General features: G+C 37.7%; 15 protein-coding genes and 1 other annotated feature. Of the genes, 9 read left to right on the forward strand and 6 right to left on the reverse strand.

Annotation, left to right across the window (positions count from 1 at the left end; genetic code table 11):
• Nucleotides 1–282 precede the first annotated feature (282 nt).
• The 7 genes from MUN88_RS06645 to MUN88_RS06675 all read left to right on the forward strand — a co-directional run bounded on the left by MUN88_RS06645 (nucleotide 283) and on the right by MUN88_RS06675 (nucleotide 6,064).
• Complete coding sequence (locus tag MUN88_RS06645) at nucleotides 283–519, forward strand: hypothetical protein (RefSeq protein ID WP_244722491.1); 237 nt, start codon at nucleotides 283–285, stop codon at nucleotides 517–519.
• Between the two features lie 100 nt (nucleotides 520–619).
• Entirely contained in the window at nucleotides 620–850 is a 231-nt protein-coding gene (locus tag MUN88_RS06650) for a hypothetical protein (RefSeq protein WP_244722494.1), read from the forward strand.
• Nucleotides 851–1,072: 222 nt separating this feature from the next.
• Nucleotides 1,073–1,335: a binding site (T-box leader), on the forward strand.
• Nucleotides 1,336–1,518: 183 nt separating this feature from the next.
• Nucleotides 1,519–3,180 (forward strand): 2-isopropylmalate synthase, encoded by a 1,662-nt coding sequence (locus tag MUN88_RS06655; RefSeq protein ID WP_244722497.1) that lies wholly within the window; start codon nucleotides 1,519–1,521, stop codon nucleotides 3,178–3,180.
• Nucleotides 3,181–3,223: 43 nt separating this feature from the next.
• Complete coding sequence (locus tag MUN88_RS06660; protein WP_244722500.1) at nucleotides 3,224–3,580, forward strand: DUF488 domain-containing protein; 357 nt, start codon at nucleotides 3,224–3,226, stop codon at nucleotides 3,578–3,580.
• Nucleotides 3,581–3,672: 92 nt separating this feature from the next.
• On the forward strand, nucleotides 3,673–4,374 hold the full coding sequence (locus MUN88_RS06665) for an aspartate/glutamate racemase family protein (RefSeq protein WP_244722502.1): 702 nt from the start codon (nucleotides 3,673–3,675) through the stop codon (nucleotides 4,372–4,374).
• Between the two features lie 745 nt (nucleotides 4,375–5,119).
• Nucleotides 5,120–5,536 carry a helix-turn-helix transcriptional regulator gene (locus MUN88_RS06670; protein ID WP_244722504.1) on the forward strand — a complete coding sequence of 139 codons (417 nt, stop codon included), beginning with the start codon at nucleotides 5,120–5,122 and terminating at the stop codon, nucleotides 5,534–5,536.
• A 39-nt stretch (nucleotides 5,537–5,575) separates the two neighbouring features.
• Nucleotides 5,576–6,064 (forward strand): WYL domain-containing protein, encoded by a 489-nt coding sequence (locus tag MUN88_RS06675; RefSeq protein ID WP_244722506.1) that lies wholly within the window; start codon nucleotides 5,576–5,578, stop codon nucleotides 6,062–6,064.
• 682 nt (nucleotides 6,065–6,746) lie between these two features.
• Here the strand turns inward: MUN88_RS06675 and MUN88_RS06680 are convergent.
• From MUN88_RS06680 to MUN88_RS06700, 6 genes are all read right to left on the reverse strand, one after another.
• Nucleotides 6,747–7,148: a DUF5391 family protein gene (locus MUN88_RS06680; protein ID WP_244722507.1), complete on the reverse strand. Its 402-nt coding sequence runs from the start codon at nucleotides 7,146–7,148 to the stop codon at nucleotides 6,747–6,749.
• Nucleotides 7,149–7,300: 152 nt separating this feature from the next.
• Nucleotides 7,301–7,420 carry a class III lanthipeptide gene (locus tag MUN88_RS21805; RefSeq protein ID WP_369809947.1) on the reverse strand — a complete coding sequence of 40 codons (120 nt, stop codon included), beginning with the start codon at nucleotides 7,418–7,420 and terminating at the stop codon, nucleotides 7,301–7,303.
• Nucleotides 7,383–10,004 carry a class III lanthionine synthetase LanKC gene (gene lanKC, locus MUN88_RS06685; protein WP_244722508.1) on the reverse strand — a complete coding sequence of 874 codons (2,622 nt, stop codon included), beginning with the start codon at nucleotides 10,002–10,004 and terminating at the stop codon, nucleotides 7,383–7,385. Before lanKC ends, MUN88_RS21805 begins: the two co-directional genes overlap by 38 nt.
• Nucleotides 10,005–10,041: 37 nt before the next feature.
• Nucleotides 10,042–10,197 (reverse strand): hypothetical protein, encoded by a 156-nt coding sequence (locus MUN88_RS06690; protein WP_244722509.1) that lies wholly within the window; start codon nucleotides 10,195–10,197, stop codon nucleotides 10,042–10,044.
• A 74-nt stretch (nucleotides 10,198–10,271) separates the two neighbouring features.
• A complete protein-coding gene (locus MUN88_RS06695) occupies nucleotides 10,272–10,421 on the reverse strand; it encodes a class III lanthipeptide (protein ID WP_244722510.1) in 150 nt (49 codons plus the stop codon).
• A 17-nt stretch (nucleotides 10,422–10,438) separates the two neighbouring features.
• Nucleotides 10,439–11,128 carry a trypsin-like serine peptidase gene (locus tag MUN88_RS06700; protein WP_244722511.1) on the reverse strand — a complete coding sequence of 230 codons (690 nt, stop codon included), beginning with the start codon at nucleotides 11,126–11,128 and terminating at the stop codon, nucleotides 10,439–10,441.
• A 337-nt stretch (nucleotides 11,129–11,465) separates the two neighbouring features.
• Between MUN88_RS06700 and MUN88_RS06705 the strand changes: the two genes are divergently transcribed.
• Nucleotides 11,466–13,232 carry an ABC transporter ATP-binding protein gene (locus MUN88_RS06705; RefSeq protein ID WP_369809948.1) on the forward strand — a complete coding sequence of 589 codons (1,767 nt, stop codon included), beginning with the start codon at nucleotides 11,466–11,468 and terminating at the stop codon, nucleotides 13,230–13,232.
• Nucleotides 13,233–13,370: 138 nt separating this feature from the next.
• The gene (locus MUN88_RS06710; protein WP_244722512.1) at nucleotides 13,371–13,823 is read left to right on the forward strand and encodes a hypothetical protein; all 453 of its coding nucleotides are present in this window, start codon (nucleotides 13,371–13,373) and stop codon (nucleotides 13,821–13,823) included.
• Nucleotides 13,824–14,153 lie beyond the last annotated feature (330 nt).

The following is a 14,153-nucleotide window of genomic DNA, read 5'->3' on the forward strand; positions in this document are numbered from 1 at the left end:
TGCTTTACAAGATACAGTATTATGGATTCTTAACTTATTCATAAAAAGGGAGGATAAAATGTCTGTGTCAGGCTGGGATATACGAGAGGTTAAGCGTTTGAAAAAAATAAAATTAGTCCAAACTAACCTGTTCCTGCTGTTTTGGTTCGCATTCTATATAAGTATTGTAGAAATGGGAGGGAATTCTTATTTCCTTTTTGGATTTTTATGTGTATGTAGCTGGGTCTTAACAGCAATGGTGTTATATACCTTAAAACGGGAAAGACAATCGGAACCAAGGTGGTGAAGCGTGTAGCGGCCTTTGACAGAGATTTTCGCGGCGAGGAGCGCTGGAAGCGACGAACAATGATAGAGGCAGTCATAGTAGGGGTAATGAGTGCTGGCTTTACCGTTTGCTTGTTTGTTCTGGATCTGGATTTCGGCGATTTAGAATTAGACTATCCTATCGATATTTTGCCCTTGATTGGGGGCTGGGTTGGCCATAATATTGGTGAGATATTTCGATTGCTTGATTTGTGAAAAATGAGTAAGTGTGGGAACTATTTAATGAAAATTTTATTATGATTGGTGGTAGGGAATAGGAATTGTAGCTATTGTTCAAAAAAGGGGAGGATAAAAAATGAATCGTACCCTTGTCGGAATCTCATTACTATTCATTGCTGCCTTTATATATGCGAGTAAGTTAATCAGCACCGCAATATTGGTTGCAAGCTACGACATCATAAACTCAGCAAATTGGGCAGCTATGCTGGATATGGCTCCAGCAGCAATTGACATCGTTATCTGGATTTCTCTTATATTGGGCTCTTTATTAATTATCTTAGAAGAGTGTCTCAAACTAAAAAATTAAGAAAGCATCTTTACAAGAAGATGCTTTCTTAGATTACATACGATTCTATAACAATAGCTCCTGTTCTTATTACTGTCACCTTCCAGAGGTCCAATGCAATTATATTCATTGCGAACAACACATTGTATACCAATTCAACCAAGAGACAAAAATCAATTCAAAAAGTTACCTTCATCACTAGCCGATTTTTAATTAGCTTGCTATAATGAGAATAATAAAAATGGAAATGCGTGGATAAGGAATAGTACGTGCTAACTTGTTCTCAGAAAGTTGCTGGCTGATGAGAAGCAATAACAGGGAAGCAGGGAACTCGCCTTAGAGCAGACTTAGTGAAATCTGAATTCATGTAGAAATTAGCTAAGGACGGAACCTAGCCGTTACACGGGAAGGATATAAGACAAATCTGTCTGTATCGGATAAGTGCATGATAATAATATCATGAAATCGGGGTGGTACCGCGTAAGCATCAGTCTTTCGTCTCCATAGCAATTGCTGGAGAAGAAGGGCTTTTTTTATACCCTGGAAAAGCATGAAATTTTAGCAATGAAGAAGTTCGACGTCGTAAAAATGCAGCCTGTACCAAGTATAAGAAAAACTTCGGCACTCGCTAAAAAGACGAGGCAAATACCGAGTTTTTCTAATATTCAAATTTAAGGGAGGAATATACAATGTTTGATCATCAAAAATACGAAAAGCAATACTTTTTGCCACCAACTGTTTCTTATGACTGGGTGAAGAAAGAAACGATAGAGAAAGCTCCGACATGGTGCAGTGTGGACCTGCGGGATGGAAATCAGGCGTTGCCGATACCGATGAATTTAGAAGAAAAGCTGGAAATGTTTCAATTTTTAGTAGATATCGGTTTTAAAGAAATAGAAGTTGCATTTCCAGCTGCCTCTGATACAGAATTTAATCTGTTGCGGACACTGATTGAACATAATATGATTCCTGATGATGTCACGATTATGGTGATCACGCAGGCAAGAGAGCACATTATCCGCAGAACGTTTGAAGCGGTTCAAGGTGCGTCCAAAGCCATTGTCCATTTATACAATTCGACTTCAGAAGCACAGCGGAGACAGGTCTTCAGGAAAACCAAGGATGAGATCAAGCAAATTGCTGTAGACGGAGCCATTTTAGTAAAAAAACTGGCAGAGGAAACAGAAGGCAATTTTTATTTCCAATACAGTCCGGAAAGTTTTCCAGGAACAGAAGTGGATTATGCGTTAGATATATGTAATAGTGTGTTAGATATTTGGAAGCCAACACCTGAGCATCAAGCCATTATCAATATTCCGACAACAGTAGAGAATGCGATGCCTCATATTTTTGCAAGTCAAATTGAATATATTCATAAAAACCTATCTTATCGTGATGGTGTCAGGTTATCCATTCATCCACATAATGACCGCGGCTGTGGGGTGAGTGATGCGGAGTTTGGTGTTCTTGCTGGTGCAGAAAGAGTAGAAGGAACCTTGTTCGGCATAGGAGAACGTACTGGAAATGTCGATCTTGTTACTTTGGCAATGAATATGTATTCCCAAGGATATGACCCCAAATTGAATTTTAATAACTTAGAAGCGATTCGTAAAAAATATGAAGGACTGACAAGAACGGCAGTATATGAAAGACAGCCATATTCCGGCGATCTTGTTTTTACAGCATTTTCTGGATCACATCAAGATGCTATCTCCAAATGCATGAAATACCGGAAGGAAAACCAGATAGAAAAATGGGATGTGCCGTATATTCCAGTGGATCCCATGGATTTGGGGCGAAATTATCAAACCGATGTCATTCGGATAAACAGCCAGTCCGGCAAAGGCGGGATCGGGTATATCCTCGAAACAAATTACGGCATTAAGCTTCCGTATAAAATGAATGAAGAAATGGGATATGCCACGAAAAAAGTATCAGATCAGACAAATAGAGAGTTGGTTTCCGAGGAAATCTACCAAGTCTTTAAAGAGCAGTATATTGATTATTGCCCACATTTCCAACTGATTGATTACCGCTTTGAAAAAGGAGAGAAACGGGAAGTTACCTTGACATTACAACAAACCAATCAGAGCATGGAATTACAAGGAGAAGGTACTGGAAGCTTAGATGCAGTCAGCAATGCACTTAAGATAGCTTTTCATCTTGATTATGAACTGGAAGTGTATGAGCAGCATTCCTTAGGAAAAGATTCTCTGGCAGAAGCCTGCGCACAGATCGGGATCTCACATAAAGGGCAAATGTATTGGGGTGCTGGAATTGATGAGGATATTATGAGGGCTTCGGTGCAGGCATTAGTGGTCGCAGTTAATAGACTGTTAGCTGCTAACTAGATGAAATAAAGGTACTATTATACCTGGTGGGAGTGAGCATTCCATGCAAATAAAAAGAATCTACGAACAACCAGCCGAAACCGATAATATTCGCATACTAGTCGACCGCGTCTGGCCAAGAGGCGTCTCAAAAAAGAATGCGAAGCTGGACTTATGGCTGAAAGAAATTGGCCCATCGCCCAGTCTCCGTAAATGGTTCGGTCATGATCCAGATAAGTTTGCTGCATTTCGAACAGAATATCTGCAGGAATTAAGAGATGACGATGAGAAGAGAAAAGCGTTGGCGAAGTTAAAGGACTGTTACGAGGAGCATAACGGAGAGATCACGCTCCTTTTTGCAACGAAAGAGCTGCAGTATAACCATGTGGTAATCTTAAAGGAGCAGCTTGAAACAGCATAATAAGCAGTATGCATTCACAAGGAATCCATTCTGTGTAATAATATGTATATAAATTACATTTTTTACAAAATACGGTGTGGAGGGGATTTTTTGTGAAAAAGGCAGGTATTGTTGGCGGGCTTGGCCCAGAATCAACCGTGGACTACTATCCAACATTTATCGCAAAATATCAAGACAAGTTGAACAGCAAACAGGTGCTGCCAGAGCTGTTCATCAACAGTATTAATATGTATAACGTTTTTGCTTGTATCAGCGAAAACAGATTGAATGACTTGATCGAATATGTTGGGGACGCGGTACAAAAACTGGAAGCAATCGGCGCAGATTTTATCGTGATCTCAGCCAATACCTCGCATATTGTCTTTGAGGAAGTCAGGCAGCAAACAAAGGTACCAATGATCAGCATCGTGGAGGCAACTTATGAAAAGGCCACAGAACAAGGATTAAAAAAAGTAGGGCTGCTCGGTACTAAATTCACGATGGAGCATGACTTCTTTAAAAAGCCATTCCTGGATAATGGGAAAGAAATCGTCGTTCCAAGTGAACAAGATCAGCTGTTCATACATGAAAAAATTGTCGAAGAGTTAGAGAATGGCATCGTCAACCCGGAGACGAAGCAATCTTTTCTGGCAATTATCCGTACGATGATGGAGGAGGAACATATCGACAGTCTTATTCTAGGGTGTACGGAACTTCCGATGATTCTTGAAGAAGGCGACGTTGATGTTGCGCTGTTAAATACGACAGAGATTCATATTGATAAAATGTTGCAACAGGTTTTCTTATCAGAATGAAAAGTATATAATCACTCTCATTAGCGAGATAAGAAAAGGAGCCAAAAGTAGAGAGCGGTGCCACGGGATTTGTATCGTTTAATGATAAAGGAGCCAAAAGTGAGAAGCAGCGCAACAAGATTTGTATCGTTTAGTGAGAAAGGAGCCAAAAGTGGGGAGCAGCGCAACAAGATTTGTATCGTTTAGCGAGAAAGGAACCAAAAGTGGGGAGAAGTAGCGAGAGATTTGTATCGTTTAGTGAGAAAGGGGCCAAAAGTGGGAAGCGGCGCAACAAGATTTGTTGTGTTTAAAAAGGAAGAAGACAAATGATGGTGTTTCCCGGCTTTCCATTTTGTCTGAGACAAGATACAAGGTAGCTGATACATAAGTGCGAAGTATGATGATGGAAGTGGGGAAAGTCAGTGATGAATATTCGGGTTATTAAAAAAGTTATTTCTCAAGAAGTCGATGAAGTTCCATATCAGCCATAATACAAACAGGAAAAGGATTATTTTCCCAACTGTAGAGAGACTACTATATAGGAATAAAAGGCCGATGAATGGAAGATTCATAAACCCGTAGTAGTTCTTCCACCAGATTATAAAATGGTGCACGGAATCACTCCCTTCATGCTTATTTATCCATTATAATGGTAAAAATTGAATAATACAACAAAAGCACCAAACGACAAAGACAAAAGTCCTAACCAAATGTTACAATCACTTAAAACCTATGCTAATATACTAACAAAAAAGGAAGATATTTGATGAGTAAAGTAAGTAATTGCCTGCAAATGATTCAAATTCTGATGGCACGGCCAAAGATGAAAATTGATGATTTGGCAACAGAGCTAGATGTGAAACCGAGAATGATACGTCATTACCGTGATGAATTAGAAAAGGCAGGTATTTACATAGAGAGTGAACGTGGAGTGAATGGAGGATATTCTTTGGACAAAAGATCGATACTACCCATTCGAAACTTTAACTCTACCGAAGTGCAGGAGCTGCAAATTGCAATCAAAGCATATATATCCAGACAGCCAGAAGAGGACGGAACATTAAGCAATGCGTTAGAAAAAATCAGGGCAGGCCAGCGTGATCAGTCATTAAGCAGCAAGCATTTTTATTTTGCCAATGACTACCTCATCAATACCGAGGTCGGAAATGAATCAGAGCATTAAAAGAAATTATATCAAGCGTTCTAGAATCGCCAGAAGGTGATGATTACATATGAAGCAGCATCGACGAACAAAGTCACAGAGCGTATGATTAATCCCTATGCTTTTGTTGTATATGATGAGAATATCTACTGTGTGGCGTACTGTGAACACAAATTAGATATGCAAACGTTCAAGATTATTCGTATTCATCAGGTCGAAGCCATGGAGAATACGTATGACATACCGGAAGATTTCGATATTCGTGAGCAGTTTCCACAGCTAGGATTCATCCGTGAGCCTCTGGAAGTGGAGCTGGTGATTGAAACACCTTTCTCCAACCAGGTCAAAGAATCGATTTACAGTGAGAATCAAGTGATCGAGGAGCTGCCAAATAATGCTATACGATTCAAGGCGACATTGAATGGTTCCCACTCGATCAAGAGATGGATATTAGGCATGGGACCGAAAGCAACCGTCTTTGGGCCTGATGACTTAAGAAAAGAAATCGAATCGGAAGTAGAGCAGATGTTACAGCAATATAAAAGCTAGCTGCATGTAATATATAATCTGGGGAAAAACCAGGTGTCGGCCCTGTGTGAAAGGGGTAGACCTAATCACCATAGCTGTTTCGAAGTCTACATCATGATGGACGGTGAGGTATCATTTGAGCGCAGCTAACCTTTTTCCCACGTTGATCCACGACCGATAAGTTACATGTAATCGAGCATCGACTCCACCCCCTTCTTGTTGGTCCGTCGTGGCACAATAAACTTAATATTGTGTAATATAAATTGTATAACCCTTGCTTATTTTCCGAGATCACTCCTGGATAAATCGTTCTCGTTCTGCAACGAATTTACCATTATAAATAACACAAGTAATATATGGTATTGTCGCAATTGTATATTTATTTTTGTATTCATTCTTTGATTACCATAAGTTGCGATAAGATAGCATTATTGTAACTTATATCGGTATGAAAAAATGATAACTAATGGGTATTAGATCAAATTTTTACGCATCCTTTTATTCTAAACTATTGATTTCTATATATTGCATTGAATGCGTAAAATTTTATGTTTGCTAATCGATGCATATAAAAAAGATCGGGAATAGAAAACCCCGACCTTTTTCGATGAATTTGTGACGATGTGATAATCAGATAAAATTTGTTGCCATATGTAAATAAATGATTTAATCAAGCAAGAACCTTTCAATTAATGATTAGATATTAAGCAATGCCCGTTTTTTTTCGAAAAGCCACAAAATACCAAATAACATTTACGGTCGATGTTGCAATACAGAAAACTAAAACGACCGCTGACATCGGAGTGAAGTGATCTGTTACGACACCATGTATAACATTAACTGGTATCAAAGACATATTAATTAGCAATCCAAATCCGCAAAGTACAGCCAAAACGTATTTCATACCCTCTATTCCTATCATATATATTCCTAATGGTATAATGTAAACAATTAGAATCATACTGACAGAAAGCCATAACCCCGGTGAATTAAACGTATTAGCGTTCGGACCTGAATCAGCAAGTGGAGAAACCGAACTTGCAATCAGCATCGAACAAAAAAGAATTGCTGATAGCGCAGTAGTAATTACAATACTATTTTTCATTTTACCACCTCAACTAAAAGTCTCTTATATTTGTATTTTACTCAACTTTTTATAAAAGATACATATTTATTGATTCGTCTGAATAGGATCTTATAAACTAAATGACAAAAGAGCCCACTAAATATCATGGGCTCTCGTCTAATAAGTAAATACTAACAAATTGCAATGCTGATCGTGCTAACCACTTTACAGTTGATGCTAAGGGAAGATCCAGCTCTTAACTCAACAGTTCTCTTAGATTCCATTTGTTGCAGAGAAAGTACTTGTTTCATGTGATTCACCCCCTTTCAAAGAAACTGGGAATAACTTATTAATCTCAGGAATTGGCATCCATGAGAAATATCTACTTGATTTAATTGCATTTAATACAAGGAGCATACCTGATGAACCTGAAAATACATCACCAGAAATTCTATAGTTATAGTCTCCTGGTAAATAGTATTTTCCATCACTTTCTAGCAAAAATAGATTAATAGTTTCGATCGCTTTTTCGACATGAGTATCACCCATAATGTTTAATTCAGAGTCAATTGCATTTGCAAACTCAATGAGTCCTGTTAATCCCCTAAATAATCCAGGACTATAAAAACATTTGGATTTTGTCAAATGCCCAATCCCTCGTAGTTCTTTTTCCCAAAGCTTTGTTTCCTGTAACTGTCGGAGAACAATCATTGCTAAACCAATTCCCGCACTGCCACCATAAAGATATGGCACAAACCGCGAATTATCTTTCACTTGGTACAATCCGGAGTCTTCCAAAACGCATTGGTCCATATCTTTGGCAATAGAACGGTTAGACAAATTGAACCAGTGGTTATCACCTGTCACTCGATACAATGCGCTAAAAAACAAGGAGACGCCAGACCATCCATCCAAGAGCCCAATCGGAATAGCATCCATATCACTCGGCCTTACTGGTACATCTTGTTCAAGTAGTAATTCAAGTTGATCGGCAATAGATAATGCTTTGTCTAATAAATAATCCAACTCAGGTAGAGTTGAGGCTGATAACAACCCTAACCCAATACCAGATAATCCTGACATGAGAGATATATCATTCATATCCAATTGTTCTGGAATCGAATCATATATTTTCTTAGCTTTATCTATTCTTCCAGTTTCATATAGAACTCCAGCAATGCCTGCCTTTCCTGTGAACAGACCATAATCCAGATCTTTGAAGTAGGTTTCGCTACTATATGTTTCCACCCATTCTTCAGCTTTTGGGGGTAATTGACCGGTGCGTGATAACGCCATCACTGCACCAAAACCACCTGTTAGAACATTTAATAGTCCATTTGGTGACTCAAATTGACGGATATCTCCTGGTAACAGTCTTTGACCATCTCTTAAATCAGCCACGATTCCTTTCCTCAGATTTTCTATAATCTGTGGTAAGTCCTCTTTTTTCAAGAATTGGGATGGAGCAGATAGGACACTCTCAATAGGCGTCGCCTCTAACTCCTCACATTTGCTTTCAATACCCTTTATAATATCTAAAGCCTCTTGCCCAAATGTTCTGATAATCCATTCATCATGCTTATTTAGAACATCCTCAGCCATATCATAAACTGGTCCAATCGGAACAAAAACTTGCCTAGCTATACGGGATAATGCAAACCAATCAGCTTGTTTTCGATTTAGATCAATTGAACCGGTATATCCCGGCGTCATTAATCCAGGATGTTTATCGTCACTAATATCACTAGCAGACTCAAAATCAATAAGTTTCACCTCATCGGATGCAGTGACCATAACATTAGCTGGTTGAAGATCTCCCATACCAACACCACGTGAATGAATCTCCTCTAAAGCTTGAATAATTTGCTTTAAAATATTAATTAATCTTGGACTATAATCAGAGTAGTCTTCATTGTTTGAAAATGGATAATATGCTGCTAACCAAGTGTTTAAAGGCGTACCGGATATATATTCTTCTACAAGAAATGTATGCTCCCACGCTTGGAACAAATCACGATATTGAACGACGTGATTCAAGCCTTTCAGTCTTTTCAATATAGATGCTTCGTGATTAAGACGTTCAACCGCATCTTTACTTTGACCGTCAAGCCCTGCACCAGGTCTACCTTCTTTGAGTACGAATTGCTCACCGGTTTCTTTTAAATAGGCTAAATATACACCGCCACCATTACTAAAATGGAGAGCAGAGTCCATTTCATAGTTATTTAATTCTGAGGGAGTAACCATCTTTGATTCTTGAATTTCCGTCATTTCTTGAATGAAGTCAGGCTCTTTTACAAAATGCGGAACAACATAATACGCCTCACGTGAATCAGGGACATACTCTCCGGTGGGTGTTTTGATTGCTGGAATTTTAGCAGCACCCTCGGAAACATACATTTCTCCAAAAGCCCCATAGCGAAAATACACATTCCCGTCAAACCACCGCTTATCACTTAGAATGTAAGGCCCGTTAGGCTTACCGCTTAATAGTTCATGTAATTGCTTCATCAAATATTCAAAATTCTTATTATTTAAGGGATAAACAGTAATGAATTTACCAGAACTACCTCGATCCCCATATTTTGAGTTTTTGAACACTAATTCCCTAATATTCGAAACATGTTTAAATGGAATAGATTCTTTAAATAAAAATGAAGAAACGATGTCTAGTGTGCTTTGAGCCTCTTTGGCAGTTGAACTTATATGGATCTTCCAACCTTGTATAGGAAGTGTAGAATTGGGTTTAACATAATAAACCCAGTGATCGTCCGATTGTGTTCTCCACCCTTCAGGTATAGTAGATACACACAGTGTTGAATCTTCTGCTCTTATCTTAGGTGGTTCATAATATCGTTCTCCAGGTAGCACATACCTTAAATAACGCATGTCCATGACATTCACCTCAAATAGCTTAAATCAAAAATGTTTGTTAACAAGCCAAAGCACTAATCGTACTTGCTATCGTATTACCAAAGCATGCAAAAACGCTGGCAGTAGATGCGATTGTTGTAAAGTGTGGATCATTTTCACTAGCCTTCAACGTTTGAAGATGAAGGATGTCCGACATTTCTTGGTTATATGACAACTTTTAACCCCCCCTGTCAATGCTAAAATAAATTACAATCACCTAGTAGAATGTAAATGATGATAACGTTCGTTTTAATTCCAATCATCTGGTAGACAGGCAAAAAGACTGATTGTACTTTCTTCTTTACAGATCACGCTTAAGTTTGATGTTAAGGCGTTCCGCTGCGTGTTTTTCATTTTTTGTAAATTTAACACATTATGCATATCCTCTTTTTGTGACATTAAAAGATACCTCCTTTCTATGGGTTATATCTATGTGTTAAGACGCTAGAGTCAGGCTCTTCGCAACCAGAAGCTACTTTAAAAACTGACTCAATAGTCTTTCCCCAATAAGGACCCCAAAGAACATTTTTTACTGATTTAAAACTTAGACTTGTAACGGAATTTTGTACAAACTGCCCCTGGTATTTCGTTACCCAGGCGCCTCCTGACATTCCGCTCTTGTACTTACTGTTCACCCCTTGTAAGGTTGAATTCATATAAGTATCTTCTTGTGCCTTTCCATGGCTTATGAATGGTTTCTGAGAAGGGATTATTTTATTTTCAAAACCTGTAACAAAATAAGTTAATTCTGGTGGTAGGTTGAACGCAGCTGAGATGGCGTGTGTGTGATATTCATGAATAGTAGAAGATGATTCAAAAGTTAAAAAACCTGTATCATAATCAAGAGCTCCTTGTGTAGCCCATAATTTAGGTATTACGGCCATTCTCGGTTTGATCTTAGTTTTCAAACCATCGATATAAGGATAAAATGATACGTCTTTATAAAAACTTTGGTCGTCCCAATCGTATAAACAATGAGCTGCGGTCACGACGATCGGGATGCTAGTTGTTCGAATAATACTCGCACTGCCAAAAGACTTTTTTTTCTTAAACCAAAATTCTATCTTTCCTAAGCAATGCAATATTTTTTTTTGTTCTGATGACAAGTTCGAAAGTTTTATTTATAACCACACCTCTTTACTAAAAATTACCTGTAATTTTTTTACACTTTCATTCTCTGATAATACTATGAAGTTGTCAAGGATAAATTTGAAAATATCTGTGATGAGAAAGAAAAGAGGAGAGTTAAAATGAAAAAAAAGAGAGGATATAAACACTTGACTACTTTCTGCGCTATGTTCGCTTTGTGTAAAATCGCACCCTTTTTTACTAAATTTCCCTGGTAATTGATTGACAATCACATTGTCTAATAATATCATGAAGTTGTCAAGATGAAATTTCAAAACATTTTGAATTAAAAAATTGCTAAGAAAGGATTAACTGATGATGAAGCAAAAAAGAAATATAACGGGTATAAAAAGTTTCAAAATTATGATCCAGCCTTTCCTACCATCAAAATGGTTAATAGCATTAGCTTTAACTCTAGTCCTGTTGCAGACCTGTTTATCTTTAATAATACCCTTGATGGCAAAAGGATTTATCGATGGATTAAGCAGCTACACTAGTATTGATATCCAGACAGTTATTTTATTGAGCGGTGTATTTTTAACACAACTTATTTCTTCTTCTTGCTCCATTTATGTAATGAACTACATAGGGCAATACGTAGTACTATCTCTTCGCAGACATACTTGGGATAAAATCTTACGATTACCCATATCTTATTTTGATCAACACTCTTCAGGTAGTGTGATGAGCAGAATTACTAACGACACACTAATCATCAAAGACTTTATTTCCTCGCAGTTAATCCCCTTTATTTCAGGCTTAGTGTCCATCCTTGGATCGATCGCGCTACTTTTATTTATAGATTGGAAAATGACTTGTCTAATGCTCCTAATAGTACCAACAGTAATACTAGTTATGATCCCCTTAGGAAAAAGCATGTACAAAATCTCTAAAGGGTTACAAGATGAAACTGCATCATTTCAAGGAGACCTTGGACGCGTCTTAACTAATATTCGATTGGTTAAATCTTTTTTAGCAGAAAATCAAGAAAGAGCTACTGGTTTAAAGCGCATGCAAAAACTGTTTCACTTCGGGCTAAAAGAGGGAAAAATAATGGCTATTATTCAACCTGTTACAATGAGTTTAATGCTTCTCGTTCTTGTGGTTTTATTCGGTTATGGTAGTTTTAGAGTTTCAGAAGGAACGTTATCAGCAGGTTCACTGGTGGCCATTATTTTTTACATGTTCCAAATCGCAACACCTTTTTCTCAATTAACGAGTTTCTTTGCGGAATTTCAAAAAGCTTTAGGGGCATGTGAGCGAATTAATTATATTCGTTCAACAGAGCCGGAAATTAACACCTTACAATTAGCTGAATCAGTCGAAACTCGCAACACTCTTACTTTTCGAAATGTTTTCTTTTCTTACTTAGAGGATGAACCGATATTACATTCTATAAATTTTCAAGCAGAAATTGGAAAAGTTACAGCTTTCATTGGACCAAGTGGGGCCGGAAAAACTACTATCTTTTCTCTGATCGAACGTTTTTATCAACCAAACGAAGGAACCATTACTTATAAGGGAAATCCTATTCATAGCATTCCACTTTCTGAATGGCGTCATAAAATAGCATATGTTTCTCAAGACGCCCCCATTATGTCGGGATCAATTAGATCCAACTTAACTTATGGTTTAGATAACTGCTCAGAAGACGTAATAGCAAGAGCTGTTACCGATGCGAATCTAGAATCATTTATTTATTCTTTACCAAAACGATTTGACACAGAAGTTGGAGAGCACGGTATCCGTCTGTCAGGAGGGCAAAAACAAAGATTAGCCATCGCAAGAGCTATGATTCGCGATCCTGAGATATTACTATTAGACGAAGCTACAGCCCACCTTGATAGTAATTCCGAAAAATTAGTTCAAGAAGCGTTATATCGATTAATGGACGGAAGAACTACCATAATTATTGCTCACAGATTGTCTACCGTAATTCATGCGGATCAATTAGTTGTTATCGAAAATGGGACTGTAACTGGTAAAGGTGTCCATCAAAAACTCATTGAGGACCACCCTTTTTATCAAAAACTTTATGAACAACAAATGCCAAACGAACGTGCTTCCTACACAATTAGCTAACATTCATTTGATCAAAAACCACTATTTTATATAGCATATTGCATATATGTGGTTTTAAGAGAATATAGGTGTATGAGTTGTTTTACAAATAAAGGTATTAGTTTTAACAAAAAAATACAATATAAGGAGTGCATTAATTTGAAAAAAACTTTGTTATCTTTTTTACTAGTGATGGTGAGTGTATCATTTACTCTGGTAGGATGTAACTCAGGAAATGACAACACCAATAGCGAATGGAAAAATGAATTCAAAAAGGCGCAAAAAATTGACGTAGTCTCACCAGACAGTTTTGATGTTATCATGTCCATTTCAGAGGATGCAGAAATTGAAAATTTTATTGAATCGCTTAAAATTGATAATTGGGATTTAGCAGATATTCCATCTGACGCAAATAAAGGAATAATATTTAAAATGTATCAAGAAGTTGGTGCAGCTGGAGATGGGGGGTTAGAAGAGGTTGCTACTATGACCACATTCAAAGACACGCCCCATATAGAATTTAGTTTTAAAGGTTTCTCATTTGGTTTTAAAGTGCCTGAAGAAGTTGTCGATTATTTAAACAGTTATTCTGAATCTGGAGAGAATTCTTAAAAGCGTCATGCTTTAAAGAACCATCTAAGTCTTTGGTGGGCAAATGAATTGTGAGAAATATGTTGATTTTTAGACTGTAATATAGTATAAAGGGGCGCCATACATAGGCGTTCCTTTATTAAATTTTTTTGGAAACACCTGTCTGTTTCAGGGGTTCCGGAAAGCTCTTTGCGTGGGATCAAAAAAAGCCTCACTTCATGGTAAGATAAAGTTGGTTTCCCGACCACTAAATCTCACCTAAGAAGGAGGCGTGTCCAATGAAGGACAAGAATAGTTTAGCACACAATGTGGAATTGAAAGTATCATAGTTTTCGCTCCAATTTGCAGAAG

Origin of the sequence: Gracilibacillus caseinilyticus (assembly GCF_022919115.1) — a bacterium.
In the GTDB taxonomy this organism is placed as follows: domain Bacteria; phylum Bacillota; class Bacilli; order Bacillales; family Amphibacillaceae; genus Gracilibacillus; species Gracilibacillus caseinilyticus.

Excerpts from the sequence above, each read along its gene's own strand:
- MUN88_RS06650 (WP_244722494.1), top strand. The coding sequence starts at position 620 with ATGAATCGTACCCTTGTCGGAATCTCATTACTATTCATTGCTGCCTTT.
- MUN88_RS06655 (WP_244722497.1), top strand. The coding sequence starts at position 1,519 with ATGTTTGATCATCAAAAATACGAAAAGCAATACTTTTTGCCACCAACT.
- MUN88_RS06660 (WP_244722500.1), top strand. The coding sequence starts at position 3,224 with ATGCAAATAAAAAGAATCTACGAACAACCAGCCGAAACCGATAATATT.
- MUN88_RS06670 (WP_244722504.1), top strand. The coding sequence starts at position 5,120 with ATGAGTAAAGTAAGTAATTGCCTGCAAATGATTCAAATTCTGATGGCA.
- MUN88_RS06675 (WP_244722506.1), top strand. The coding sequence starts at position 5,576 with ATGATTACATATGAAGCAGCATCGACGAACAAAGTCACAGAGCGTATG.
- MUN88_RS06680 (WP_244722507.1), bottom strand. The coding sequence starts at position 7,148 with ATGAAAAATAGTATTGTAATTACTACTGCGCTATCAGCAATTCTTTTT.
- MUN88_RS21805 (WP_369809947.1), bottom strand. The coding sequence starts at position 7,420 with ATGAAACAAGTACTTTCTCTGCAACAAATGGAATCTAAGAGAACTGTT.
- lanKC (WP_244722508.1), bottom strand. The coding sequence starts at position 10,004 with ATGGACATGCGTTATTTAAGGTATGTGCTACCTGGAGAACGATATTAT.
- MUN88_RS06695 (WP_244722510.1), bottom strand. The coding sequence starts at position 10,421 with ATGTCACAAAAAGAGGATATGCATAATGTGTTAAATTTACAAAAAATG.
- MUN88_RS06705 (WP_369809948.1), top strand. The coding sequence starts at position 11,466 with ATGATGAAGCAAAAAAGAAATATAACGGGTATAAAAAGTTTCAAAATT.